Below are 23,781 nucleotides of genomic sequence, written 5' to 3' on the forward strand. Positions count from 1 at the left end.
CCTCGCCGGTTTTTATTGAATAGGACGACAAGTACGATGCTATTAGTACCACAGATAGAACCTTTGACTGATGACGAGTTTGGTCGGGTTTGTCGATTTATTCATAAAAAGTCTGGAATAGTCCTTACGATGAATAAGAAAAATATGGTCTATAACCGCTTATTAAAGCGTTTACGTGACTGTAATATCGACAATTTTTCTGACTACTTACGAATGTTAGAACGTGAACCGTTGAATGCGGAATGGCAAGCATTCATCAATGCTCTGACCACAAACTTAACGGCATTCTTTCGAGAGCCTCACCACTTTGCGACATTGACGGATTTTTTAAAAAGCCGCCGAAATAGCAATATCAATATTTGGTGTTCGGCCTCTTCGACAGGGGAAGAACCTTATTCTATCGCTATGACAGTGAGTGATGTTCTGGGAGCCAACGCCATCAATGCCAAGGTCGTTGCCAGCGATATTGACACGGAAGTATTAGAGAAAGCGAAACAAGGTATCTATCGAATCGAAGAGCTCAAAACCCTGACAGCATTGCAACGGCAGCGCTACTTCATGAAAGGGGTGGGTGAATACGAAGGGTTTGCTCGCGTAAAACCCGCACTTAGCAACATGATTGAGTTTCGTTACTTAAACCTGACGGAAGGCGATTGGCAATTACAACATCGCTTCGATGCGATTTTTTGTCGTAACGTCATGATTTATTTTGACAAGGAAATGCAGATAAAACTGCTAGAGCGCTTTGCGCCACTGCTCAAGCCGGATGGCTTATTGTTTATTGGTCACTCTGAAAATATTTCGCAACTGACAAAACAGTTCGTGATCAATGGGCAGACTGTCTACAGCTTAGCGTCGGCGAGGAGAGGACAATGAAAAAAATAAAAGTATTGTGCGTCGATGACTCTGCACTAATGCGCCAATTGATGCGTGAAATTATCAACAGTCACTCTGATATGGAAGTGGTCGACACGGCGCCAGATCCGTATGTTGCTCGGGATTTGATTAAGCAACTGGAGCCAGATGTTATCACCCTCGATGTTGAAATGCCGAGAATGGATGGCATTGATTTTTTAGAAAAATTGATGCGGCTACATCCAATTCCGGTGGTCATGGTATCCACATTAACCTCTAAAGGTTCTGAAGTGACATTAAAGGCTTTAGAGCTGGGTGCCGTGGATTTTGTGACAAAACCACAGATTGGTATTCGCGAAACCATGATGAGTTATCGCGATATGATCGGTGAAAAAATTCGCGCAGCGGCGATGTCTAAAATGTCGCAGCGTAACCGTTTTGCTCGCACAGAGAAAAAAGCAGCTGAACCAACAACTCTTGCTAAACCGCTGACGCCATACGTGTGCAACAACCGCGTGATAGCAGTGGGCGCATCAACCGGTGGAACAGAAGCAATCCGTCAATTTTTAGAGATGCTGCCTAGAGAGTGCCCTCCTGTGGTGATCACTCAGCATATGCCTGCAGGCTTCACCCGCTCTTTTGCTGAACGCTTAAATAAACTGTGTGCACTCACAGTTAAAGAGGCAGAGCACAACGAAGTTTTACAAAAAGGCTGCGCGTATATCGCGCCGGGTGATTCACATATGCTGATTGCCGATAAAGGCAAAGGCTACCAAGTGGTGTTGGAGCAGAGCGAGCCGGTTAACCGCCATCGTCCTTCCGTTGATGTGCTATTTGACTCAGTCGCTAAGCATGTCGGACGTAAATGTATTGGTATTTTGTTGACGGGGATGGGAATGGATGGTGCCAAAGGCCTACTCAACCTGCGTCAACAAGGGGCTTTCACTTACGCTCAAAACGAAAGCAGCTGCGTAGTATTTGGTATGCCGCGTGCCGCAATCGAAATGAATGCGGCAGATGAAGTGCTGGATCTACTGAAAATTGCCCCTAGCGTATTAACAAAACTTTCTACTGTCACCGTTTAGTGGTGACAGTTTATTTATCATTGTATTTTTGAAGGAGTGGTTATGGCCGCTAAAGATCTGAGCTTTCTGGTTGTCGATGACTTTTCTACTATGCGTCGCATCGTCCGTAACTTATTAAAAGAACTTGGTTTTAACAAAATTGAAGAAGCGGAAGATGGCGTTGATGCCCTCGAGAAAATCCGTGCTGGGAATATTGATTTTGTGGTTGCAGACTGGAATATGCCAAACATGGATGGCTTAGAGTTACTTAAAACCATTCGTGGTGATGATGCACTAAAACATATCCCCGTCTTAATGGTGACTGCAGAAGCGAAGAAAGAAAACATCATTGCGGCAGCACAAGCCGGCGCAAGCGGCTATGTTGTGAAACCGTTTACCGCCGCTATCCTCGAAGAAAAATTAAATAAAGTATTTGAAAAAATGGGGCTGCAATAATCGCGGGCGGTAAAGGAGACAGTGATGATTGAACAAGTAGCAATGAATGGCAGCCGTAGTGGCACTGGCAACGAAGATCTAAAACACGTCATTACACGCATTGGAACTCTGATGAGAACCTTACGTGAAAGTATGCGTGAGTTGGGTCTTGAGAAAAGTGTTCAGCAGGCAGTAGCAAGTATTCCAGACGGTAAAGATCGCCTGCGTTATATTGCCCAAATGACTGCCCAAGCGGCAGAGAAAACACTCAACGGTATTGATGTCATCAAGCCGCTGCAAGTGGAAATGAACAAAAATGCGATTGCGTTGCAGCAACAGTGGGAAGAGGCAGCATCCGGTGAAGTCTCCGAAGCGTTACGCGGCTCCACTCAAGCATTTTTGGGACAAGTTATCCAAGATAGCGAAGTGACTAAAGCTGAATTACTAGAAATCATGATGGCGCAAGACTTCCAAGACTTAACGGGTCAAGTCGTCAAAAAAATGATGGAAGTGGTTGAAGAAGCAGAGAAACAGCTATTAGCGTTGCTGATGGAAAATACACCACCAGAAATGCGAGTGAAGACTCAAAGTGAAAGCCTGCTCAACGGTCCTCAGATTAATAAAGAAGGTGTGAATGTGATGGCATCACAGTCACAGGTAGATGATCTGTTAGATGAGTTAGGTTTCTAATTCGTTCGCTCCTTCGTGATATTTTGAGCTATAGCGTTATTGGCTGCGTTTGCCTTGTTGCTATGGCTCAAATTATTTAGGGTAGTTGTGCATCATTATTTTATTAGCGATTTTTAATCAAAACCCATCGACCAGTAGGTCTATCGCACTTTTGATTTTATCTCTTTGGTACTCAATGCAAATAATCTCTTTTCCTAGCATGGATTTAGAGATGGCAGACATCAAATGAGTCATAAGTACAAAGGGTTGCCCTTCAATATCAATAATTGGGTTAAGTCGAATCGGCAGGGCAGCTTGCAGATGACGTGTATCAAATAAAGGAATGATTAGGCGTGTTGTTAGGTCATCAATAATGTACACTTTGTACATCCAAAAGATAAGGATAGTTGGTTAGCTCTTTTTTAGCTTGATAGACACAATATTGCATTAAAGCTCCTTATATTCCTCTGAAAAAATTCCATATTCTTCACTGATCCTATTGAGTTCCTGAAAACCATCTTGGTTATCCGCTTTCCATTTTAACGCCTCAAGTTTTTTGAGTTCAGCCAGTAAAGCATTGGATAACACGAGGGAGAAATTTAAATTGGCTTTTCTCGCTTGTTCATAAAGTTCAGGGGAGACTGTCACACTCACCGTCTTTTTCATTTTATTGGCTACCGTCATCGCAACTCCTTTTTGATATATATGCTAAATTTACTGATGCATCTGAGTACGCGTGCTCGAACACGGGTAAATGTAGCATATATTTTGAGCGGAGAATCAATTTACCTCCATTTATTGAAAAATTCAGACACTCTGTTCTCTTTTTACATATCAAAAAGCGCTTCAATGGACTTTATTGGATAAAAAAAGCTATCAGCGTTATCTCCTGTTAATTGGATAAAACCGAGTCTGAGATAAAATTGTTTGGCTTTATCATTTAAGGCCTCGACAAATAGGCCGTAAATACCCACTGCATGCGATGCTTGATAGACAATTCTCATTGCATGAACAACGAGTAACTCACCATAACCTTGTCGTTGAATACTTTTATCAATGGCCAAACGACCGAGCGTGACACTGGGCGCATTTTCGTAAGGCACTGCTATTTGTCGCTGGCGGCTTGGCAACATTCTTTTTTCAAAACTACTCCCTGATAAGGTGTAGTAGCCCATTACACGCGGCTTTTCTTCTTTGGTTAACAGCATATACCCACGTAAAATTTGGTTTTTATGCTGCCGTTTTAAATGTTCGGTGAGAAACGTATTCATATAGGGCTCACCGCAATCAAAATGTGTTAAATCATAGTCGATTTCCTCTGAATACATCGCGATTTTAAAGTCCTTCACTTATTCCTCCGTGTCTTGTAGACGTTTGGCAACTTGCTTCAAGCGGTTATTTACAGTTGGTGGGTTATTGATAGCATTTTGAACTAAATTCCATGAATGCTCATTCAGGATGAGGCGTCGATGGTGATTGACAATTTCACTGGCTCGTTCTGATGCAATACTAATCATGAACTGAGATATAGACAGGTTGGTAATTGCTGCAGCTTCTTCAATCAAATTTTTGTCCTCTTCATTAAGTCTTAAGTCGATTCGTTTGGTTTTGGGGGCTAACATGGTATTTCTCCTAGCCTAAATAGCGGTCAGTTTTTCATGTTCAGACGTTCAATAACCCTTTACTGGGTTATCATTCCATCACATTCATATTGTACGGTTTTGCACCGTACTTGAATGATAAATGTACACTGAGGTAAGTTCAACTAGATTTTGAACACCAAACTAAAAGAAATACGCAATGTGGTTTTATACGTGGTTAGCTTTGTTCACAGGTAGTTTTATATAGAGCCACAAACAGATCGAATGTGTTTATTTGGGTTTGCGAAGCGCTTCGCAGAGGGTATGCAATAAGCTGCAATTGCTGATGAATGGAGGGATAGCGTGCCGAAAAATGAAATTATAATGCTGGAATAGAGAGACGAAGGCTGGAAAGGCAAGGCTAACAGTCGGAAGAAACGCAGGCTTGAATAGCATTTCAAACCTGCGAGAACAAAATGCGGATGCGATTATTTCTTTTTATCTAGCATCGCTTTTAAATCTGCAAATGGGTTATAAGTGGCTTCACCCACATCTTTTTGTGCATCTTCACCCGCAACCACATTCGTTCCATACTGGTCGGCTTCTGTATACTTAGAATGTTCATGATCGTGACAGAAGAGACACAATAACTCCCAATTACTGCCATCTTCAGGGTTATTGGTATGGTCATGATCGATATGATGAACGGTTAATTCTCTCAGATTCGAATAAACGAATTCCCGCGTGCAGCGCCCGCATATCCATGGATAAATTTTAAGTGCTTTTTCACGGTAGCCACTTTCTAAGCGAGCATAGTTTTTAGGGATCAGAGCCATAACGAATATCACCTGCTATAAATAGAGTGTTTTACATTGATGTTATCAATATACCCCATTTTACGGCGTGGGTATTATAGGAAGTGATTTTTTAGGTCGTCCTTTTTTACTCTCTCTCTTTTTACCTTTCATTTACCTCTTTGCGAAGCGCTTCGCAAAGTTGTTGCCATATTGCTCAATAGCCAAAAAACCCCTGCGAAGTACGTCTATTTTCCACCATTGATTTTTTTACACTCTGTCATGCTATAGCGACTATGCGTATAGGCTAATTTTTTGGAAGTCACGTGTCCGACGAAAGTGATGTAGAAAAAACAGAAGAACCCACGCCTCATAAAAAGCAGAAAGCGAAAGATGATGGGCAAATTGTTCGCTCCAAAGAATTAAGCTCCCTCATGATGATGTTGGCTGGAGTCAGTTTGCTGTGGCTAAGTGGAGGGCATTTGGCAAACCAGCTACGACAAATCATGCGCCAAGGATTTATCTTTGACGGGCATTATCTGCAAAACACCGGGTTGATGCTCAGTTATTTGGGGAGGGTAGTTAGTGAGGCGTTATTTGCTCTATTTCCAATTATTGGGGGGTTAGCGCTGGTGGGGATCTCGGCATCGTCACTGGTAGGTGGGCTGTTATTTAATAGCAAACTGATTAAGTTTGATTTGAAAAAATTAAATCCAATCAAAGGATTAAAACGAATTTTCTCCATGAATGCCTTATCTGAACTGTTTAAGGCGATATTAAAATCACTGTTTGTGGGGTTAGGTGCGTCCATTTTTCTTTGGCAAAGCTGGCCATCGTTACTCCATTTGGTGATGGAACCACCGACAACCGCGTTGGCAAACGCACTCGAGAAGGTGATTTTTGCGGGTTATTTAATTGTTTTTCTATTAATCCCGATGGTGGCATTTGATGTGTTTTATCAATTTCGCTCTCACTTGAAAAAGTTACGGATGAGCCGCCAAGAAATTAAAGACGAATTTAAGCAACAAGAGGGCGATCCTCACATTAAAGCCAAAATTCGTCAGCAACAACGAGCGATTGCGCGTAACCGAATGATGGCAGATGTACCCAGTGCGGATGTGATTGTCACCAACCCGACTCACTACGCTGTCGCCCTAAAATATGACGATAAAAAAATGGGAGCGCCGAAAGTCTTGGCAAAAGGCGCGGGGGTTATTGCCCAACGTATTAAAGAAATTGGTGCAGAGCACCGTATTTTACAACTTGAAGCTCCACCGCTCGCGCGTGCGTTATATCGCCATGCGGAGATTGGACAAAGTATCCCTGTTGCGCTGTATGCAGCGGTAGCAGAAGTTTTAGCATGGGTTTACCAATTACGCCGCTGGCGTCGTGAAGGTGGCCTGAAACCAAAGAAACCGAAAAATTTACCAGTGCCACCGACGCTGGATTTTGCTGGAGATAACAATCGCGATGGCTAATTTGGCTGCACTTTTAAAATTGCCGAAAAACTTACAAGGAACTCAGTGGCAAATCCTCGCTGGACCCGTGCTGATATTACTGATTCTGTCGATGATGGTTTTGCCATTACCGGCATTCCTGCTGGATTTACTGTTCACCTTTAACATCGCGCTGTCCATTATGGTGTTGTTAGTGGCGATGTTCACCAAACGAACACTCGACTTCGCAGCATTCCCGACTATTTTGCTGTTCGCAACCTTATTGCGTCTATCGTTGAATATCGCTTCAACGCGTATCATTTTGTTGGATGGTCATACTGGGCCTGATGCAGCTGGGCGAGTTGTCGAAGCTTTTGGTCATTTCTTGGTTGGCGGTAACTTTGCCATTGGTATCGTCGTTTTCATTATCTTGGTTCTGATTAACTTTATGGTTATCACTAAGGGTGCGGGGCGTATTGCTGAAGTGGGCGCTCGCTTTGTACTTGATGGTATGCCGGGTAAGCAAATGGCTATCGATGCCGATTTAAACGCCGGTATCATTAATGATGATGAAGCGAAAAAACGCAGAGCAGAAGTTACCCAAGAAGCTGATTTTTACGGTTCAATGGACGGTGCGAGTAAATTCGTCCGTGGTGATGCCGTCGCCGGAATTATGATCATGGTGATAAACGTCATCGGTGGTCTGATTATCGGTGTGGGTCAGCACCATATGACACTCGGTGATGCAACGAGCGCTTATACCTTATTAACCATCGGTGATGGCCTAGTCGCCCAAATTCCAGCATTGATTATCTCGACAGCAGCGGGTGTTATCGTCACTCGCGTTGCAACCGATGAAGATGTTGGTGAGCAGATGGTCACTCAACTGTTTAATAACCCACGCGTGATGTGGCTCAGTGCTGGGGTATTAGGGTTGATTGGTCTTATTCCAGGAATGCCTAACTTTGTTTTCCTACTATTCACCGCCGCACTCGCTGCATTAGGGTGGTATCTGGTCAAACGTGCTCGCAACCCAGAAAAAGCGATGGATGATAGCCAAGCGCAGCATTTCCAAGAGGCCAATAAAGTGGTCGAAGCCACATGGGATGATGTGCAACTAGAAGATTTACTGGCAATGGAAGTCGGTTATCGCTTAATTCCGCTGGTGGATAATGACCAACAAGGGGAGCTGTTGGGTCGACTTCGTGGGCTACGTAAGAAATTTGCTCAGGAAGTTGGCTACTTACCTCCGGTGGTGCATATTTGCGACAACCTAGAGTTATCCCCGTGTGAATATCGCATTCTTATTAAAGGGGCTGAGGTGGGGCGTGGAGAAGCTCAACCAGGACGCAATTTAGCGATTGACCCGGGCAATGCGGCGGGAACCTTACAAGGGGATAAGACTAAAGAGCCTGCATTTGGTCTGCCTGCAGTATGGATTGACGATGACTTGCGCGAACAAGCTCAAATTCAAGGTTATACCGTTGTTTCCGCAAGTACCGCGGTAGCAACGCACTTCAATCAAATCTTACTGCAATACTCGAGCACGCTTTTTGGTCGTCAAGAAGCCCAAATGCTGTATGACCGCGTGAAAAAAGAGATGCCAAAACTGGCGGATGACCTGATCCCAGACACCATTTCTCTGACCATCTTGCACCGTGTTTTACAAAACCTACTCATGGAAGATGTGGTGATCCGCGACATGCGTACCATTATTGAAACGCTGGCTGAAATGGCGGGTGAAAATGGTGAACAAAAAGATACCGATTACCTCACTTCTCAGGTGCGTATTGCTCTAGGACGCGCCATTACCCAGCAATGGTTTGGTAGTGCTGAAGAGATTCAAGTGATTGGGTTGGATGCGAAGTTGGAGCAAATCCTGCTACAAGCTGCGAAGAATGGTGGTGGCTTAGAGCCAAATTTAGCCCAGTTTATTCAAACTCAAGCTGAAGAGGCGGTGGGGCATCAAGAAGCCATGGGCGCACCAACGGTGCTGTTAGTGAATCATGCACTGAGACTGATTTTATCCCGCTTCCTGCGTCGTAGCTTGCCGCAGTTAGTGGTGATGTCCAATTTAGAAATGACAGATCACCGTAAGATTAGAATGACATCGATGATCAGCGGGTCATAAACAGTCGATTGATTTCAAATTAACAAAACACAAATAAGTATCACAATAGGCAGTGTAGTGAGATGAGCGTCATAACTCCTCACTCACGGCCTATTTTTTTGCGCGTTAGTTCTATACAAGAGCACCGTTAAGGTCTTTACGGACTTTAAATCGAACGGCATCCAGTCTCACTGGCATGAGCCAAAAGACGCTAGATGTTAATCATTAAAGTGCATCGATATCTTATACATAATCATGGTGGAAATAACATGGCAGACACATTGAAGGAATTATTGGAATTTGCTAAAGGACTAGAAAAAGTCGGGGTTACAGATGGAGAGGTTGTGAAGCGTATTGAGGCGAGAAGAAAAGCAAGAAAGGCTAAATTTAATAAACAAAAAGACTCTGATCATTTAACCAGATAAAAATAGGGGGCGAGGAAAATAGGTTTAGCCAGAAATCTAAATTGAAATTTTCTTTCCTAACGCTGGGCGTTTAGATTCTAAGCCATCAGCACCGTAAGTTGACTGATTATTATGCTTTTTCACAAAATTTAGACGTTGTGCATTCAGCTCAATATGCAGTTGAAGCATTTGGTGATTACGATAATTTAAATCTTTTAGCTGAGCCGTCAGGTCTTTAATTGTATTCCAAGTGTGGCTAAGCGCTGGGTTACCTTCATACGGTGCAACGATTTTTGCTTGCTCTTCCAATTGTAAACGGTGGTTCTCGCCATGACTGATAGCGGCAACTAAAAAACGCTTTTGCTCCGTCGTTTCCTGAAATGGAGAAGGTGGCACACGATGGTAACCCAGTAATAACTCTTCATTTTTCATCACAATTTCCAGTGACTGCAAATGACCAAGCTGCTGTTCTAATAGGAGTAATAATTCGTCGTTCATAGTCGTTCAGTTTATTTCATAGAAAGCATGCATTCATGGGCATCACGTAAAATGCCATCAGCGATTTTACCTGCATCCATGGTTAACGTACCGTCTTTGATGGCTTGTTTGATTTTTTCAACTTTAGCGACATCAATATCAGAAGCTTGAGGCTGAAGTAATTTCTTTTGTAACTCACTCGGTGCAAAAGTGCTTTCTTTAACAGCTTCATTAGCGGAGACTTTTTTCTCACGAACTAACGCTGCGGTTTCTTGTGGATCGCGAGTGGTTACCTGAGTCAAGGCAGAGATTGCAGATGTTTGCTCAATAGCCATAGTATTTTTCCTGTTCCCGATATTTTTGATATAGAAGGTTATCGGCAGATATTAGTGAACCTTTAATATTCGGTTAGTTTTCAAATTACCAGTGAGATAAGTAATTTCACTTAAATTGCGATGTAAATCCTGATAATTAACTGCATATTTAACTACTTCAGACGAATTGCAAAAATTATACCTGTAATTCGCTTCAAAAACAGAAAATTATCACGCTATAACTTGATGATTTAATTTTAAATTAAGCTAGTTAAGCGCCACTTGAACACTGCCATTTTCTTGAGCTTCACCATTGACCACTTGCCCATTGATGAGTCGAATCCGAATATTCTCACCCATCGCAGCATTATTAATGGCTCGGCCTTCATACTTAACGGAAAAGTTATTGCCAGTAGCAAATACATACACGGTTTGACCCGCTTTAATAGCCCAAGGGCGCCTAACCATTGAGCTAGTAAACGTCTGCCCAGCAGTAATATTGCGAAGGGCTAACGTACCACGCAGCGCCATTTTATCGGTAGATGCACCTGACGGTAATTGATGAATAAGCCCTTTTTTGGTGCCAATATCCACAAATTCAATGGTTTCTCCCTTCTGAATATTGCGGGTGGCAACATAGTATTGCCCAGTGACATTCACCGTTAGCTGTAAATACGTTTTTTTCTTATCACACTGCACTGGCAATGAAATGTTTCCCATATTACGGCCACCACTTGGTAAGCCAATTTGCGGCTTATCACAATTTGGCCATTTATCTATTGGGGTTTTTATTTCAATTGAAACGCTATTTTGTTTTCCATGAATTTTACGGAAATACTGGTCAATATCTTGTGGAAGAGATGCTTGAACAGAAAAAGGAAATAGGTTTAATATACTGATAATTAAAATATATTTAATTGAAAAAATAGTTTTTATCATCCCATTTCCTTTTTCATCCAATACCTTTTCACCCTTGAAGTTTACCTACATCGTCAATAATGAATGAGGCAAATAGGTCAATTATTTTGCCTTTATCTCGCCATTAGATTTTTTATCTGCCAGCTAATATGAGCATCGAATTTCTATATTCAAACTTTGCGTTTATAAAAACCGCAATTAAAAGATTCTTAATTTTCGTCTAAATCGATTAGGAATTAACTGAAATCCATTGAGGAAACCATGATTGATAAATTAGATGCCACCTTTGCTTTTCAGCAACGGGCTTTGTCCATAAGAGAAGCAAGACAGACTGTTTTGGCTTCTAACATCGCCAATGCGGATACCCCCGGTTATCAAGCGCGTGATATTGATTTTAATCGTCAATTACAACAAGCGATGGATAAAGGCGTGGTGAAAGGAAAGGGTATTTCACTGGCAGTGACAGCCAAAGGACATATCGAAGGCCATGATATGAAGCCTGCTGCGCTGGATCTGAAATATCGCGTGCCTTATCAAACTTCAATGGATGGAAATACGGTTGATATGGATGTTGAACGCAGCCAATTTGCTGATAACACATTGAAATATCAAGCCGATCTTACATTCATCAATAGCCAAGTCAAAAGTATGTTGGCCGTTCTACAACAAGGGTAAGGGTTATGGGTTTACTCAGTATTTTTGATATCTCCTCTTCTGCATTAACCGCGCAATCTCAGCGTTTAAACGTTAGCGCGAGTAACATGGCGAACGCAGAAAGTGTGACGGGTCCTGATGGTGAACCATACCGCGCGAAGCAAGTGGTTTTTCAAATGGCGCCACAAGGTCGCAACCAAGTTGGTGGCGTTCGTGTGAGTGAATTAATCGAAGATCCCGCTCCCCCGCGTATGGAATACAAGCCCGGTCATCCTCTTGCAGATGAAAAGGGCTATGTGAAGATGCCTAACGTCGATACCGTGGGTGAAATGATCAACACCATCTCCGCATCGCGTAGCTATCAAGCCAACTTAGAAGTAATGAATACCGCTAAAACATTGCTACAGAAAACCTTAACGCTAGGTCAGTAACGGAGACGCGCAATGGGAATTTCTGCCTCAATGAATGATTCTTTGGATAACACAGTTGCTGGACCTGCAGCTGCAGCGAGTAACATTCCAAAGAAAAGTCAAAGTGATGATATGCGTGACACATTTTTAACCATGATTGTCACGCAAATGCAGAACCAAGACCCGACCAAACCAATGGATAACGCGGATTTAACGGGGCAATTGGCGCAGATAGCCACGCTTGAGAGCATGAATAAGCTCAGCGATAGCGTCACCGGAATTTCGCAACAAATTGGGTCTGGACAGTCATTACAGGCGACGCAATTAGTGGGCAAAGGGGTACTTATCCCGCGCAATGAAATTGTGCTTGCGCCACTGAAAAAAGAGAGCAACGGCGAAAAGAGCAATGTGGCTAAGCCGGCTAACCCGTTACCTGATGATGTGATTAGCGCGAATAGCCCATCTAATTTTGGGCTCAGTAATTTTGGCGCAACAGAAGGTAATGAAGGCGGAGAAGATACTGAAGAGCCGCAAACCGATTACATTTCATCGCCATTTGGTTTCTTCCTACCGAAGATGGCCGATAGCGTTGAAATTACCATTCGAGACAAAAACCGCACCGTAATCCGCACTATCACCTATGACTCAGAAGTGAAACCCGATATTTACGATATGGCATGGGATGGTCGCGATAACAACGGCAATGTGGTTGCCGATCCGAAAGGGAAATATTTCTTTGATGTGAAAGCCGTCAGGATGGGGTCTGAAATAGAGGTCACCAAACTCGGTTATACCCGTGTCAATGGTGTCACACCGGGCTCAGATGCACCATTACTGGATGTTGGAATAGGGCAAAGCGTGCCACTAAGCAGCATCTTTAAAGTGTATCCCGCATCTTAATTTTATTCCCCAAACTTTTATTCCCCAAATATTCATGGAGAAAATATGTCTTTTTCACAAGCAGTCAGTGGCTTAAATGCAGCATCAGCGGGGCTAGATTCGATTGGTAACAATATTGCCAACTCCGCAACTAACGGTTTTAAAGGGGCGACAACTTCGTTCGCTGATATGTTTGCCGGCTCCGGTGTTGGGTTAGGTGTTAACGTCGCAGCCGTCACTCAAAACTTCAAAGATGGTCCAATTACCCGTACTGACAGAGCAACCGACGTTGCGATTTCCGGTAACGGTTTTTTCCGTGTTCAAGACCAAAACGGGGATGTTTATTACAGCCGTGACGGTCAATTCCTACGCGATAAAAGCGGTAACTTAGTCAACAACCAAGGCATGGTAGTGACTGGGTATCCGGCAAGCGTGGATGAGAAAGGTAACATCACAGTACAAAGCGGCGGTGTTCCGGCTGGGATGAACATTCCAACGGATATGATGGATGCGAAAAAATCGGATTTAGCCAAGTTAACGATTAACCTGAATTCAGAAGATAAAAAGAAAGACAAAGCGTTTGATTTAACAAAGCCGGACGATATTGCGACCTATAACTTTAGTACCACCATGACTGCCTATGATAGCCAAGGTAACACTCATGAGATTTCAGTCTATTTTGTTAAGAATGATGATAATAAATGGACGGCATACGCTAAAGATGCCAGTGAAACAGACGCTAGAAAATTAGGTGATTTAGAGTTTGATGGTAACGGTAAGCTCAAAGATGCCGAAAATGCCATTTTTGATTTTGCTTATAAAGGGCTAAATGGTGCTGATGGCGGCACTCTACAAGTTGATTTGGGTAAAACTCGCCAGCAAAAAGTGAGCGAATCTTCAGTCAGTGCTATCGATGTGAACGGCTACCCAGCGGGTGAATACACCACCTTCAAAATCGAAGATAACGGTCTGATTGTTGCTAACTACTCCAACCAACAAAAACGCGTCGTAGGTCAAATTGCGTTATCCGCATTTGCTAACCCGAACGGTTTAGTTTCCCAAGGCGGTAACGTCTGGGCAGCGTCCAACGCTTCTGGTAACCCAATGGATGGCGTTCCGGGTGTAGGTCAATTCGGTAAATTGACCAGTGGTGCGCTGGAATCGTCCAACGTGGATATGAGCCAAGAACTGATAAGCATGATCGTGATGCAGCGTAACTATCAGTCCAACGCCCAAACCATTAAGACCCAAGACCAGATGTTACAAACACTGGTTAACTTACGTTAATCCTAGAGGCTGGCGATGGATCATGTCATTTATACCGCAATGGGCGGGGCGCGTCATGCGCTTGAAAACCAAAGTATTGTTTCGAATAACATTGCGAACGTTTCAACAGCAGGCTTTAAAGCTCAGCTGTCAGCGATGCGCGCAGTGCCTATTCACGGTGATACCGAGCAGACGCGTACGCTAGTTGTCGCATCAACACCCGGTGCGGATATGAGCCAAGGTCAACTGAACTATACCGGTAGACCGATGGATGTTGCGTTGAATGATAAACACTTTTTGGCAGTCGCTTTAGGCGATGGCACTGAAGCGTATACCCGCAACGGTAACATTCAAATTTCGCCAGACGGTGAATTGATGATTGGTGAGCGTGTGTTGCAAGGGGATGGCGGGGCTATCAACGTGCCACCTAATGCGGAATTAACTATCGGTAACGATGGAACCATTACCGCGTTGCTGGCAACCGATCCGCCAACCATGTTGGGACAGATTGGTCGCCTCAAAGTGGTTGAAGCGCAGCCGCAAGACTTAGTCCGTGGCGAAGATGGGTTATTCCACTTATCCCCTCAGGCGCAAGCAGCGAATGGCGAAGGATTACCGATGAGCGAGCGTGCGGTCGTGACTTCTGGGGTGATTGAAGGCAGTAACGTCAATGCCGCTGAAGCCATGGTCTCCATGATTGCCAATGCTCGCCATTTTGAAATGCAAATGAAAGTGATCCACAGCGCAGACGAAAATGCGCAGCGTGCCAATCAACTACTTACGATCAGCTAATCACTAACAGCTAGCCGCTGGACGGCAATTGTTAGTAAGGAATGACTATGATCCGCTCTTTATGGATTGCAAAAACAGGGCTTGATGCTCAACAAACTAACCTAGACGTAATTTCCAACAACTTGGCAAACGTCAGCACTAACGGTTTTAAACGCCAACGTGCGGTATTTGAAGATTTACTGTACCAAAACATCCGTCAACCGGGTGCGATGAGTTCAGAACAAACTTCATTACCATCAGGTTTACAAATGGGTACTGGTGCGCGCCCAGTGGCGACAGTACGTATTCATAGCCAAGGTAACTTGAACAAAACTGGCACGACCACGGATATCGCCATTAAAGGCCAAGGTTTTTTACACGTTCAGATGCCTGATGGTACCGATGCTTACACCCGTGATGGTGCGCTTCAGCGTAACCAAGATGGCCAATTAGTGACATCGAGTGGCTATCAAGTGGTTCCGGCGATCATGATCCCAGAAAACGCCAACAGCTTGAGTATTGCCCGTGATGGTACGGTTTCAGTCACCGTGTATGGAGACAACCAACCACAGCAAATCGGTCAAATCACGTTAACCACTTTTATTAACGATGCTGGCTTAGAAAGCATGGGTGAAAACCTGTATATGGAAACCGCAAGTTCAGGGGCACCGAATGAGAGTGCTCCGGGCACCAACGGCGCCGGGTTGCTGTATCAAGGTATGTTAGAAACCTCAAACGTTAACGTTGCCGAAGAGTTGGTGAACATGATCCAAACTCAACGTGCATACGAAATTAACAGCAAGGCAGTTTCTGCATCAGACCAAATGCTGCAACGTCTGACACAGCTGTAAGTAAGGATGGCAGTTCATGAATAACATCGTGAACTGCCTTTCGTGATGACAAAGGTATCCAGTAGCAAAAGAGTCGCATGATGATTGAAAACGGTATTGTTCCTAAGCGGAAAAAAACAGTGTTACAGACCACAAAATCCGTCTGTTTGGTTGCGGCAGTGGCGGTCACATTAAATGGCTGTGCACATATTAAGCCACGCCCGCTGGTGGACACACAAACCAGTGCAGTACCGACTGCACCCACAGCACCCGCTCCTAACGGTGCTATTTTTCAGAGTGCTCAACCTGCTTACTACGGCTACCAGCCGCTATTTGAAGACAGAAGACCTCGTAACGTTGGCGATATCTTAACGATTAACTTACAAGAAAACGTGAGTGCGAGTAAAAACTCGTCGGCAAATGCAAACCGTAGCGGAAAAACCGGATTCTTGGCAGCGATTCTGCCTGGGTTTATGCAAGGTTGGTTAGGCGGTAGCAACACAGAAATTGATGTGAAAGGAAACAGTGACTTTAACGGCAAAGGTGGCGCAAATGCCAACAATACCTTTAAAGGCACAATTACCGTGACCGTTGACCAGTTATTAGCAAATGGCAATTTGCATGTCGTGGGTGAAAAACGCATTGCGATTAATCAGGGAACGGAATCTATTCGCTTCTCAGGGGTAGTTAACCCGCGCACGATTGGCGCAGATAACAATGTAAGTTCCACGCAAGTGGCTGATGCTCGGATTGAATACGTTGGTGATGGCTATATCAACGAGTCCCAAACAATGGGGTGGTTACAGCGTTTCTTCTTAAATGTATCCCCTTACTAAGTGAATATCCGTCAGCTAATAGCCGAGAAAAATCAATGAAAAACAAATTATTCGTTCTCATTTCATTTGTTTGCCTTTTCGGGAGCCTATTTGTTGCTCCTGCCTACAGCGAACGAATTAAAGATCTCACCACGGTGCAAGGGGTGAGAGATAACCCATTAATTGGTTATGGTTTAGTGGTCGGGTTGGATGGAACGGGTGACCAAACCATGCAAACGCCATTTACCACTCAAAGCTTAAATAACATGTTGTCCCAGATGGGCATCACTGTTCCACCGGGCACCAACATGCAGCTGAAAAACGTCGCAGCGGTTATGGTCACGGCGAAGATGCCGCCATTTGGTCGCTCTGGTCAATCGGTGGATGTGGTTGTTTCCTCGATGGGTAATGCAAAAAGTTTACGTGGTGGTACTTTGCTGATGACCCCATTAAAAGGGGTTGATGGGCAAATTTACGCAATGGCGCAAGGTAACGTTTTAGTGGGCGGAGCAGGGGCTAGCGCGGGTGGAAGCAGTGTAAAAGTCAACCAGTTAAATGGTGGGCGCATTACTGATGGTGCAACGATTGAGCGTGAACTGGCCAGTAGCTTTGGTCAAAGTGGTGCTATCAACCTGCAACTTAACGAAGACAGCTTCGCATTAGCGCAAGACATTTCAGATGCGATTAACCGTCTGGGGGGAATGGGTTCTGCTCGAGCATTAGATTCGCGAACTGTTCAATTACTCGTTCCTGCAAATAATACAGACCAAGTCCGCTTTTTATCACGAGTTCAAGAGCTGAACGTGCGCACACCGATGGCAGAAGCCAAAGTTATCCTGAACTCACGTACTGGCTCAGTAGTGATCAACCGCAGTGTTACCTTAGACAGCTGCGCGGTCGCACACGGTAGTTTAGCCGTGACGGTTGACCGTCAAACCCAAGTTAACCAACCGAATACGCCATTTGCTGGCGGACAAACGGTGGTCACTCGTAACACTAATATTGGCGTGAAAGAGCAAGGTGGGGCGCTACAGAAAGTGAATGCAAGCGTTCAGCTTAACCAAGTTATCCAAGCGCTCAATACGTTAGGGGCAACGCCAACAGACTTGATGTCTATCCTGCAAGCGATGGAAAGTGCGGGTTGCTTACGTGCGAAACTGGAGATCATCTAATGAGCGATATGCAGTTATTACAGGGGGCTGCGTATGATGTCCAGTCGTTAACCAGTTTAAAAGGTGAGTTAAACAAATCGCCAGAACAAGGGCTGCGTCAAGTGACGCAGCAACTGGAAGCGACATTCGTGGAAATGATGCTCAAAAGCATGCGTTCTGCATTACCGCAGGATGGTATGTTCTCCAGCGACCAAACGCGCATGATGACCAGTATGTATGACCAACAAATTGCCCAAGATCTTGCCCAAAAAGGGCTTGGTTTTGGGGAAATGATGTATCAGCAACTGACCCGTGATCAATCGCCAAGCTCACCTGCACAAGGTGCATTTATGCCACTCAATGAGCAGGATCTGCAATCGTTGCCACCGTTCGCATTAGAGCAAATGGTTCGACGATTTGCCCCTGCCATGGGGGATGCACTGGCATCACCTTTCAAGCAAATCAAATCCTTATCACTCAATAGCAGCAATTTCATCAATCAATTGATTGAGCCTGCTAAAAATGCCAGTGAAAAAAGCGGTATTTCCCATTTCTTAATTTTGGCGCAAGCGGCATTAGAAAGTGGTTGGGGAAAACGAGAGATTCTGACAGCAGAAGGCAAAACCAGCCACAACTTATTTGGTATTAAAGCCGGTAAAAATTGGCAAGGACCGGTCACAAATATTATGACTACGGAAGTGATCAACGGTAAAACCATCAAAATGCGTGATGATTTCCGTGTGTATGGCTCCTATGAAGAGGCGATTTCCGACTATATCAGCCTGTTAACGGAGAATCCTCGCTATAAAGACGTTAAACACGCCGCAACCCCTGAAATTGCCGCACGTCGCCTCCATAAAGCCGGGTACGCGACTGACCCTGGATATTCAGACAAATTGATCACGTTAATTAACCAGATTCGTGGTTCGGGCAGTGTGGCGAATACCTCGGCATCACGGGCGATTCAAGCTTATAACATCGACTTAAACGATATCTTTTAAAGCGTCGCAATAAATCAAAGTTTGCGCTAAACATTTGCGCCAATTTTCCGATAAATAAATAAGTGAAAAATTTTGAGTGGCTAGCGCTGAGATTGAGTCAGCCAATCAAAGCGCTCAGTCCCAAGAATAGGAAAAGCTTATGCTGAACAATGTAATGAATAATGCGCTCAGTGGTGTGAACGCTGCGCAAGGCGGGTTAAGTGTTATTTCTAACAACTTAGCGAACGCTGGCGTAGGTTACTATCACCGCCAAAGTGCTGTTTTCGGGGAGAATCCCGGTACGATGACACCTAATGGTTATTTTGGTAACGGCACCTATTTCAGCCATGTTCGCCGTGAGTTTGATGAATTTGTTAATGCGCAATACAGCCAATCCCGCGCGCGTAGCGGTGATTTCGAAGCGTATGTGAAAAACTGCAACAAAGTGGATGACCTACTGACAAACAATGTCGAAGACTTGTCTGGTAGTATCGGCAGCTTCTTTACTGCGCTGGATACAGCGAGCAGTGATGCAAGCGACAAAACGCTACTTGACGTTTTCTTAGGACAATCCAACGCGTTAGTTTCTCAATTCAAAGAAGCTGATAAACAACTGCAAGAGATGGAACGTGATATCAACCGCCAAATTGAAAATAAGGTGAAAGATATCAACGTCTACGCAGAAAAAATTGCGGGATTAAACCAACAAATCGCACGTGTGCGCTCCGTCAGTGGTTCAGAGCCTAATGACCTGCTGGATGTGCGTGACCGCTTAGTGAACGAAGTTAACTCGTTGATTGGCGTTAAAGTTATCGAACAAAACGGCAACTATAACGTGACCTTTGCCAACGGGTTACCGCTGGTTACTGGCGAAAAAGCTAACCGCTTAGAAGCGGTGCCATCCTCAAAAGATGATAGCCGTTTTAGCATTGGTTTTGTGGGGGCAAATGACCAAGTTCGTGAAATCCCTGACGAAGCGTTCAAAGGCGGCGAATTGAGCGGTATTTTACGTTCACGCCAAGAAGTGCTCGACCCTGCTTATCAAAAAATCAATAAATTAGCGTTAGTTTTCGCGACTAAATTTAATGAAATTCATCAAAAAGGTTTTGATTCTAATGGTGAAACTGGCAAAGACTTTTTCGCGATTGGTAAAGGCTCCGTGGTCAGCAACACCTTCAATACCGGTAAAACTGACTTTGATTTGAGCTACAGCGATGTTTCTCAAGTCACCGGCAAAAACTATGAAATGCGTTTTGATGGTGGCAAATGGAATGTGACCCGTTTACCGGATGGCGTTGACGTTAAAGTTGATACTAGCACTTCAGGCTCACTGAAATTTGAAGGTATTGAACTCAAAATCACGACCAATACTCCTGCACAAGGGGATACTTTCGTCGTTAAACCGATGAATGGTGTGGTTAACGGGATGTCAACGCTGGTAACCGAGTCTTCGCAGTTTGCAAAAGCAGGCAGCAAAGACGGTGGCCCGGGTGACAACGAAAACATCAAAGAGTTAGTTAAGCTGCAAGATCAAAAACTGATTGATGGTGGCTCGACGTTCTCTGATTTCTACGCAACATTAGTCAATGATGTGGGAAGCCGTACTAAGCAAGCGCAAATTGATTCTGAAACCCAGAACAAAATGACCGAAAGTTTCTATCGCCAAGAGCAAGAAATTTCGGGGGTTAACATGAATGAAGAGAGCATTCAGATGCAAAAAATCCAGCAATTCTTTAATGCTAATGCTCAGGTATTAAAGACGGTTGATGATTTATTCAATGCATTAATGCGTGCGTTCTAATTGATGACGTTTTGAGTGATCAAAAACACTGGGTTTTAATCAGAATTTAATAAGGATTTAAGCGATGCGTTTAAGTACGAATATGATTTTCCACCAACGCTTACAGGACATGAATGGCGCTCAATCTCGTTGGATGGAGGCTGGTAGTCAATTAGCTTCAGGGCAGCGTGTAAACAAGCCTTCAGATGACCCGCAGGCGTCATCTCAAGCGGTGCGTATTAACCAGTCTGAAAACCGCAACCAACAATATGTGACCAGCCGCGGTTTTGCGAAAACCGGTATGACGTTGCAAATGAGCATCCTGACGCAAATGACGGATGTCACGACGCAAATCGATACCACCATCATTCAGGCCTCTAACCAAGGCGCTTTGAGTGATAAAGACCGCAATTCACTCGCTGAGCAACTGACTGGCCTGAAAGAGCAATTAGTTGCGCTGGGCAACACTACCGACGGTAATGGTCGCTATATTTTTGCGGGCTTTAAATCTGATAAGCCACCATTTGAAATTGATGCTGCCGGCGAAGTGCTGTACCACGGTGGCGATAAGCCAATCACTCAGAACGTCGCGAGTGAACGTGAAATGACTACCTATTTCACGGGCGCCCAAGTGTTTGAAACCGATGGTGCGGGTATGGTCAATGTATTTAAAGCATTGAACGAAGGCATCAAAGCGCTGGGCATTCCACAAGAAAATGCACCGCAAGCAGATTTAGACAGAGCGCAAGCGGGTATGGACACGGCTAACCGTGGCATTAAAGCGGCATTGGATCAAATCTCCAATATCGAAGCGAAACAAGGTTTACAGCTGCAAGAGATTGATAAACTTGATTTCTTAGCGGATACCCGTTCTATTCAGAATGCGGCGCGTAAAAGTGAGTTGTTAGAGACGAACTGGACAGCGACTACAACGGATTATTATAAAGAGAAGGCGATGTTCCAAGCTTCTCAAGATATTTTCAAAGATCTGAACAGCATGTCATTATTTGGCGGCCGTTAATTGATTTTTACCGCACCCTGTAGCAGTGGCATGTGTATCGGGTGCGGGTTTTCTTCTTAGTGTTTTTCATACGTCTTTCCAATTTTCCTCTCTGATTTTTCTTGCACGATTTTTTTCATTCCAACCCCACATTTCGTTTTTCTCTTTTAAGGTCAATGGGTCTGACTTTTTAATAAATTGATTAATAAACAATAGATTAATAGAGCAAGTGGCTTGCCTATTCTTCACCATAATATTTGAGAGGCAGAATAAAAGCTTATGCAGAGTTGCATAGTGAATGGATAAAAGATCCAGAATGTCGCAGTACTTATGAAATAGAAGAGCGAAGTAATATGTCGCTTGAGATGGTTAGATCAAACCCACAAATTAAACATTAACGACAGCTGCTCAAACGCTTGATGAATCAGGCGTTCTGTATAGCGCGGTAGGATAGAAATAATCAGCCCCAACATGCTGATACCAATAGTTAATGTGAGAGGGAAACCCACCACAAACACGGATAACTGCGGCGTCATTCGGTTTAGAATACCGAGGGACAAGTTGAGAATTAAAAACAGCGTAATAAACGGTAGAGCGAGCATTAACCCATTGATAAAAATGGTATTGGCAAACTGTAAAAACACCCAAAAACCATCGCGGTGCAGGGGCGCGGTTTGGATAGGGATCAGCTCAAACGAGTTCGTCAGAATATAAATCAGCCACAAATGCCCATCGAACGACAAAAACAGCAGCAACGTGATTAGATTTAAAATTCGTCCGAGGATCGGCATATTGGGGCCGCCAGTCGGGTCAAAGAACGTCGCGAATGACAATCCCATCTGTAAACCAATCACTTCCCCCGCATGACGTACCGCGGCAAACGCCATCTGCATGGTCAATCCCATGGCAGCGCCAATCACAATTTGTTGAACACAGACCCATAATCCCATAGCTGAAAATAGAGGGATAGTTGCGATAGGTAATTGTGGGGAAATGACTAAAACGGTAAAAAAGGCGAGGGCGATACGTACCTTACTGATAGCCTGTTTTTCATTAAAAAATGGGGCGGTACCAAACAGGGCTAATAGGCGAACAAAAGGATAGAAACCTTGGCTTAACCATAGCGTGAGGGTTTCGCTGGTGATGGTTAACATGGCTAGCCAATAATAAACGGTAAATTACTGAATAACGTGCGGATATAGTCCGTAAGCAGGTTTAGCATCCATGGCCCCGCGATGATTAACACTGAAATCACCGATAAAATCTTAGGAATAAACGACAACGTCATTTCGTTCACTTGGGTAGCCGCTTGCAGCAAGCTGATAATTAGACCCGCGGCCAGTGCAGCTAACAGCAAAGGCGCCGCCAGCATCAATGCGATTTTCATCGCTTCCGTTCCCATTGCCATTACTGATTCTGGTGTCATGTGTGCTCCTAATTAAAAAAGCTTTGGGAAAGGGAACCGAGTAGCAACTGCCAGCCATCGACTAACACAAATAGCATTAGCTTAAACGGTAATGAAACTGTCGCTGGTGGCACCATCATCATCCCCAGCGCCATCAATACGCTGGCAACGACTAAGTCGATAATCAAAAATGGGATAAATATAGTAAAACCAATCTGGAACGCGGTTTTTAATTCACTGGTAATAAATGCCGGAATTAAAATACGCATCGGCACATCTTTGGCTTCCTGGATATCACCTACTTTGGCGATGCGGGCAAAGAGCGCTAAATCAGATTCACGGGTTTGCCCTAGCATAAAGGTACGCAGTGGCGCAGTGCCTTTTTCTAATGCAGTTTCTAGGCTAATTTTATCTTCGCTAAAAGGCTGATACGCCTCGCGATAAACCTGATCGGCAACCGGGGACATCACAAAGAATGTGAGAAATAAAGCTAAGCCCAGTAAGACTTGGTTTGGTGGCGCAGACGGCGTACCAAGGGCGTTACGGAGTAACCCTAATACGATGATAATACGGGTAAAACTGGTCATCATCAGCAACATTGCGGGGATAAAACCCAGCAAGGTTAAAAACAGTAAAGTTTGAACGGGTAACGACCAAGATTGACCACCATCGGCTAATGTATGGCTGATCACGGCAGGCAATGCCGCAGAGGCAGATTGTGGCAGAGCAAGTAACAGAGCGCTGATAATGGCAGCAGGTTTTAAAGGTGACATGGGCGCTTCCG

Annotated in this window: 29 protein-coding genes; 18 read left to right on the top strand and 11 right to left on the bottom strand. The window is 44.3% G+C overall.

The window, feature by feature from the left end; all coding sequences use genetic code 11:
• Nucleotides 1-36: 36 nt before the first annotated feature.
• The 4 genes from H0913_RS07450 to H0913_RS07465 are packed head-to-tail and all read left to right on the top strand — an operon-like array spanning nucleotide 37 to nucleotide 3,044.
• Complete coding sequence (locus tag H0913_RS07450) at nucleotides 37-876, top strand: CheR family methyltransferase (protein WP_154604179.1); 840 nt, start codon at nucleotides 37-39, stop codon at nucleotides 874-876.
• Nucleotides 873-1,940 carry a protein-glutamate methylesterase/protein-glutamine glutaminase gene (locus H0913_RS07455; protein WP_154604178.1) on the top strand — a complete coding sequence of 356 codons (1,068 nt, stop codon included), beginning with the start codon at nucleotides 873-875 and terminating at the stop codon, nucleotides 1,938-1,940. The genes H0913_RS07450 and H0913_RS07455 overlap by 4 nt, the downstream gene beginning before the upstream one ends.
• A 42-nt stretch (nucleotides 1,941-1,982) precedes the next feature.
• Entirely contained in the window at nucleotides 1,983-2,375 is a 393-nt protein-coding gene (cheY, locus tag H0913_RS07460) for a chemotaxis response regulator CheY (RefSeq protein WP_036951481.1), read from the top strand.
• A gap of 24 nt (nucleotides 2,376-2,399) precedes the next feature.
• Complete coding sequence (locus H0913_RS07465) at nucleotides 2,400-3,044, top strand: protein phosphatase CheZ (protein WP_154604177.1); 645 nt, start codon at nucleotides 2,400-2,402, stop codon at nucleotides 3,042-3,044.
• Between the two features lie 117 nt (nucleotides 3,045-3,161).
• On the opposite strand, the gene H0913_RS07470 is transcribed toward H0913_RS07465, so the two are convergent.
• The 5 genes from H0913_RS07470 to yajD form a co-directional block, all read right to left on the bottom strand.
• Nucleotides 3,162-3,404 carry a CcdB family protein gene (locus tag H0913_RS07470; RefSeq protein ID WP_232368841.1) on the bottom strand — a complete coding sequence of 81 codons (243 nt, stop codon included), beginning with the start codon at nucleotides 3,402-3,404 and terminating at the stop codon, nucleotides 3,162-3,164.
• 66 nt (nucleotides 3,405-3,470) lie between these two features.
• Nucleotides 3,471-3,707 carry a type II toxin-antitoxin system CcdA family antitoxin gene (locus H0913_RS07475; protein WP_154604175.1) on the bottom strand — a complete coding sequence of 79 codons (237 nt, stop codon included), beginning with the start codon at nucleotides 3,705-3,707 and terminating at the stop codon, nucleotides 3,471-3,473.
• Between the two features lie 143 nt (nucleotides 3,708-3,850).
• On the bottom strand, nucleotides 3,851-4,351 hold the full coding sequence (locus H0913_RS07480) for a GNAT family N-acetyltransferase (protein WP_220127912.1): 501 nt from the start codon (nucleotides 4,349-4,351) through the stop codon (nucleotides 3,851-3,853).
• Between the two features lie 21 nt (nucleotides 4,352-4,372).
• Nucleotides 4,373-4,645 carry a DUF1778 domain-containing protein gene (locus tag H0913_RS07485; RefSeq protein WP_181478383.1) on the bottom strand — a complete coding sequence of 91 codons (273 nt, stop codon included), beginning with the start codon at nucleotides 4,643-4,645 and terminating at the stop codon, nucleotides 4,373-4,375.
• Nucleotides 4,646-5,091: 446 nt separating this feature from the next.
• A complete protein-coding gene (gene yajD, locus H0913_RS07490) occupies nucleotides 5,092-5,439 on the bottom strand; it encodes an HNH nuclease YajD (protein ID WP_154604173.1) in 348 nt (115 codons plus the stop codon).
• A gap of 284 nt (nucleotides 5,440-5,723) precedes the next feature.
• On the opposite strand from yajD, the gene flhB reads away from it, so the two are divergent.
• From flhB to H0913_RS07505, 3 genes are all read left to right on the top strand, one after another.
• The gene (gene flhB, locus H0913_RS07495) at nucleotides 5,724-6,875 is read left to right on the top strand and encodes a flagellar biosynthesis protein FlhB (protein WP_181478385.1); all 1,152 of its coding nucleotides are present in this window, start codon (nucleotides 5,724-5,726) and stop codon (nucleotides 6,873-6,875) included.
• The gene (flhA, locus tag H0913_RS07500; RefSeq protein ID WP_154604172.1) at nucleotides 6,868-8,964 is read left to right on the top strand and encodes a flagellar biosynthesis protein FlhA; all 2,097 of its coding nucleotides are present in this window, start codon (nucleotides 6,868-6,870) and stop codon (nucleotides 8,962-8,964) included. The genes flhB and flhA overlap by 8 nt, the downstream gene beginning before the upstream one ends.
• A 248-nt stretch (nucleotides 8,965-9,212) precedes the next feature.
• On the top strand, nucleotides 9,213-9,368 hold the full coding sequence (locus H0913_RS07505; protein WP_154604171.1) for a hypothetical protein: 156 nt from the start codon (nucleotides 9,213-9,215) through the stop codon (nucleotides 9,366-9,368).
• A 36-nt stretch (nucleotides 9,369-9,404) separates the two neighbouring features.
• Here the strand turns inward: H0913_RS07505 and H0913_RS07510 are convergent, their stop codons facing one another.
• The 3 genes from H0913_RS07510 to flgA all read right to left on the bottom strand — a co-directional run bounded on the left by H0913_RS07510 (nucleotide 9,405) and on the right by flgA (nucleotide 11,077).
• Nucleotides 9,405-9,845, bottom strand: coding sequence for a flagella synthesis protein FlgN (locus H0913_RS07510; protein ID WP_154604170.1), 441 nt, complete (start codon nucleotides 9,843-9,845; stop codon nucleotides 9,405-9,407).
• An 11-nt stretch (nucleotides 9,846-9,856) separates the two neighbouring features.
• Complete coding sequence (gene flgM / locus H0913_RS07515) at nucleotides 9,857-10,159, bottom strand: flagellar biosynthesis anti-sigma factor FlgM (RefSeq protein ID WP_154604169.1); 303 nt, start codon at nucleotides 10,157-10,159, stop codon at nucleotides 9,857-9,859.
• A gap of 246 nt (nucleotides 10,160-10,405) precedes the next feature.
• Nucleotides 10,406-11,077: a flagellar basal body P-ring formation chaperone FlgA gene (flgA, locus tag H0913_RS07520; RefSeq protein WP_181478387.1), complete on the bottom strand. Its 672-nt coding sequence runs from the start codon at nucleotides 11,075-11,077 to the stop codon at nucleotides 10,406-10,408.
• A 240-nt stretch (nucleotides 11,078-11,317) separates the two neighbouring features.
• On the opposite strand from flgA, the gene flgB reads away from it, so the two are divergent.
• The 11 genes from flgB to flgL all read left to right on the top strand — a co-directional run bounded on the left by flgB (nucleotide 11,318) and on the right by flgL (nucleotide 21,613).
• Complete coding sequence (flgB, locus tag H0913_RS07525; RefSeq protein ID WP_006657508.1) at nucleotides 11,318-11,731, top strand: flagellar basal body rod protein FlgB; 414 nt, start codon at nucleotides 11,318-11,320, stop codon at nucleotides 11,729-11,731.
• Nucleotides 11,732-11,736: 5 nt separating this feature from the next.
• Complete coding sequence (flgC, locus tag H0913_RS07530; RefSeq protein ID WP_154639136.1) at nucleotides 11,737-12,141, top strand: flagellar basal body rod protein FlgC; 405 nt, start codon at nucleotides 11,737-11,739, stop codon at nucleotides 12,139-12,141.
• A gap of 12 nt (nucleotides 12,142-12,153) precedes the next feature.
• Nucleotides 12,154-13,020, top strand: coding sequence for a flagellar hook assembly protein FlgD (locus H0913_RS07535; protein WP_181478389.1), 867 nt, complete (start codon nucleotides 12,154-12,156; stop codon nucleotides 13,018-13,020).
• A gap of 45 nt (nucleotides 13,021-13,065) precedes the next feature.
• Complete coding sequence (gene flgE, locus H0913_RS07540; protein ID WP_181478391.1) at nucleotides 13,066-14,286, top strand: flagellar hook protein FlgE; 1,221 nt, start codon at nucleotides 13,066-13,068, stop codon at nucleotides 14,284-14,286.
• A gap of 15 nt (nucleotides 14,287-14,301) precedes the next feature.
• Complete coding sequence (locus H0913_RS07545) at nucleotides 14,302-15,057, top strand: flagellar basal body rod protein FlgF (protein ID WP_154604164.1); 756 nt, start codon at nucleotides 14,302-14,304, stop codon at nucleotides 15,055-15,057.
• Nucleotides 15,058-15,104: 47 nt separating this feature from the next.
• On the top strand, nucleotides 15,105-15,887 hold the full coding sequence (gene flgG, locus H0913_RS07550; RefSeq protein ID WP_006657513.1) for a flagellar basal-body rod protein FlgG: 783 nt from the start codon (nucleotides 15,105-15,107) through the stop codon (nucleotides 15,885-15,887).
• An 80-nt stretch (nucleotides 15,888-15,967) separates the two neighbouring features.
• On the top strand, nucleotides 15,968-16,702 hold the full coding sequence (locus H0913_RS07555; protein ID WP_154604439.1) for a flagellar basal body L-ring protein FlgH: 735 nt from the start codon (nucleotides 15,968-15,970) through the stop codon (nucleotides 16,700-16,702).
• 35 nt (nucleotides 16,703-16,737) lie between these two features.
• Nucleotides 16,738-17,853, top strand: a complete 1,116-nt coding sequence (locus tag H0913_RS07560; protein ID WP_036951445.1) for a flagellar basal body P-ring protein FlgI — start codon at nucleotides 16,738-16,740, stop codon at nucleotides 17,851-17,853.
• Nucleotides 17,853-18,833 carry a flagellar assembly peptidoglycan hydrolase FlgJ gene (gene flgJ / locus H0913_RS07565; RefSeq protein WP_036951441.1) on the top strand — a complete coding sequence of 327 codons (981 nt, stop codon included), beginning with the start codon at nucleotides 17,853-17,855 and terminating at the stop codon, nucleotides 18,831-18,833. The genes H0913_RS07560 and flgJ overlap by 1 nt, the downstream gene beginning before the upstream one ends.
• Nucleotides 18,834-18,972: 139 nt before the next feature.
• Nucleotides 18,973-20,613 (top strand): flagellar hook-associated protein FlgK, encoded by a 1,641-nt coding sequence (flgK, locus tag H0913_RS07570; protein ID WP_181478393.1) that lies wholly within the window; start codon nucleotides 18,973-18,975, stop codon nucleotides 20,611-20,613.
• Nucleotides 20,614-20,677: 64 nt separating this feature from the next.
• Complete coding sequence (flgL, locus tag H0913_RS07575) at nucleotides 20,678-21,613, top strand: flagellar hook-associated protein FlgL (RefSeq protein ID WP_154604161.1); 936 nt, start codon at nucleotides 20,678-20,680, stop codon at nucleotides 21,611-21,613.
• A gap of 353 nt (nucleotides 21,614-21,966) precedes the next feature.
• On the opposite strand, the gene fliR is transcribed toward flgL, so the two are convergent.
• Genes fliR through fliP form a run of 3 tightly spaced genes read right to left on the bottom strand, consistent with a single transcriptional unit; the run spans nucleotide 21,967 to nucleotide 23,770 of the window.
• Nucleotides 21,967-22,746, bottom strand: a complete 780-nt coding sequence (gene fliR / locus H0913_RS07580) for a flagellar biosynthetic protein FliR (protein ID WP_154604160.1) — start codon at nucleotides 22,744-22,746, stop codon at nucleotides 21,967-21,969.
• A gap of 2 nt (nucleotides 22,747-22,748) precedes the next feature.
• Nucleotides 22,749-23,018 (bottom strand): flagellar biosynthesis protein FliQ, encoded by a 270-nt coding sequence (gene fliQ, locus H0913_RS07585; protein WP_006657520.1) that lies wholly within the window; start codon nucleotides 23,016-23,018, stop codon nucleotides 22,749-22,751.
• 8 nt (nucleotides 23,019-23,026) lie between these two features.
• Nucleotides 23,027-23,770, bottom strand: a complete 744-nt coding sequence (fliP, locus tag H0913_RS07590) for a flagellar type III secretion system pore protein FliP (protein ID WP_181478395.1) — start codon at nucleotides 23,768-23,770, stop codon at nucleotides 23,027-23,029.
• Nucleotides 23,771-23,781 lie beyond the last annotated feature (11 nt).

Origin of the sequence: Providencia rettgeri (assembly GCF_013702265.1) — a bacterium.
GTDB lineage: Bacteria > Pseudomonadota > Gammaproteobacteria > Enterobacterales > Enterobacteriaceae > Providencia > Providencia zhijiangensis.

Bases quoted from the DNA above. Each gene is read 5' to 3' on its own strand.
- H0913_RS07450 (WP_154604179.1), top strand. From the start codon at position 37: ATGCTATTAGTACCACAGATAGAACCTTTGACTGATGACGAGTTTGGT.
- H0913_RS07455 (WP_154604178.1), top strand. From the start codon at position 873: ATGAAAAAAATAAAAGTATTGTGCGTCGATGACTCTGCACTAATGCGC.
- cheY (WP_036951481.1), top strand. From the start codon at position 1,983: ATGGCCGCTAAAGATCTGAGCTTTCTGGTTGTCGATGACTTTTCTACT.
- H0913_RS07465 (WP_154604177.1), top strand. From the start codon at position 2,400: ATGATTGAACAAGTAGCAATGAATGGCAGCCGTAGTGGCACTGGCAAC.
- H0913_RS07475 (WP_154604175.1), bottom strand. From the start codon at position 3,707: ATGACGGTAGCCAATAAAATGAAAAAGACGGTGAGTGTGACAGTCTCC.
- H0913_RS07480 (WP_220127912.1), bottom strand. From the start codon at position 4,351: ATGTATTCAGAGGAAATCGACTATGATTTAACACATTTTGATTGCGGT.
- H0913_RS07485 (WP_181478383.1), bottom strand. From the start codon at position 4,645: ATGTTAGCCCCCAAAACCAAACGAATCGACTTAAGACTTAATGAAGAG.
- yajD (WP_154604173.1), bottom strand. From the start codon at position 5,439: ATGGCTCTGATCCCTAAAAACTATGCTCGCTTAGAAAGTGGCTACCGT.
- flhA (WP_154604172.1), top strand. From the start codon at position 6,868: ATGGCTAATTTGGCTGCACTTTTAAAATTGCCGAAAAACTTACAAGGA.
- H0913_RS07505 (WP_154604171.1), top strand. From the start codon at position 9,213: ATGGCAGACACATTGAAGGAATTATTGGAATTTGCTAAAGGACTAGAA.
- H0913_RS07510 (WP_154604170.1), bottom strand. From the start codon at position 9,845: ATGAACGACGAATTATTACTCCTATTAGAACAGCAGCTTGGTCATTTG.
- flgM (WP_154604169.1), bottom strand. From the start codon at position 10,159: ATGGCTATTGAGCAAACATCTGCAATCTCTGCCTTGACTCAGGTAACC.
- flgA (WP_181478387.1), bottom strand. From the start codon at position 11,077: ATGATAAAAACTATTTTTTCAATTAAATATATTTTAATTATCAGTATA.
- flgB (WP_006657508.1), top strand. From the start codon at position 11,318: ATGATTGATAAATTAGATGCCACCTTTGCTTTTCAGCAACGGGCTTTG.
- flgC (WP_154639136.1), top strand. From the start codon at position 11,737: ATGGGTTTACTCAGTATTTTTGATATCTCCTCTTCTGCATTAACCGCG.
- H0913_RS07535 (WP_181478389.1), top strand. From the start codon at position 12,154: ATGGGAATTTCTGCCTCAATGAATGATTCTTTGGATAACACAGTTGCT.
- flgE (WP_181478391.1), top strand. From the start codon at position 13,066: ATGTCTTTTTCACAAGCAGTCAGTGGCTTAAATGCAGCATCAGCGGGG.
- H0913_RS07545 (WP_154604164.1), top strand. From the start codon at position 14,302: ATGGATCATGTCATTTATACCGCAATGGGCGGGGCGCGTCATGCGCTT.
- flgG (WP_006657513.1), top strand. From the start codon at position 15,105: ATGATCCGCTCTTTATGGATTGCAAAAACAGGGCTTGATGCTCAACAA.
- H0913_RS07555 (WP_154604439.1), top strand. From the start codon at position 15,968: ATGATTGAAAACGGTATTGTTCCTAAGCGGAAAAAAACAGTGTTACAG.
- H0913_RS07560 (WP_036951445.1), top strand. From the start codon at position 16,738: ATGAAAAACAAATTATTCGTTCTCATTTCATTTGTTTGCCTTTTCGGG.
- flgJ (WP_036951441.1), top strand. From the start codon at position 17,853: ATGAGCGATATGCAGTTATTACAGGGGGCTGCGTATGATGTCCAGTCG.
- flgK (WP_181478393.1), top strand. From the start codon at position 18,973: ATGCTGAACAATGTAATGAATAATGCGCTCAGTGGTGTGAACGCTGCG.
- flgL (WP_154604161.1), top strand. From the start codon at position 20,678: ATGCGTTTAAGTACGAATATGATTTTCCACCAACGCTTACAGGACATG.
- fliR (WP_154604160.1), bottom strand. From the start codon at position 22,746: ATGTTAACCATCACCAGCGAAACCCTCACGCTATGGTTAAGCCAAGGT.
- fliQ (WP_006657520.1), bottom strand. From the start codon at position 23,018: ATGACACCAGAATCAGTAATGGCAATGGGAACGGAAGCGATGAAAATC.
- fliP (WP_181478395.1), bottom strand. From the start codon at position 23,770: ATGTCACCTTTAAAACCTGCTGCCATTATCAGCGCTCTGTTACTTGCT.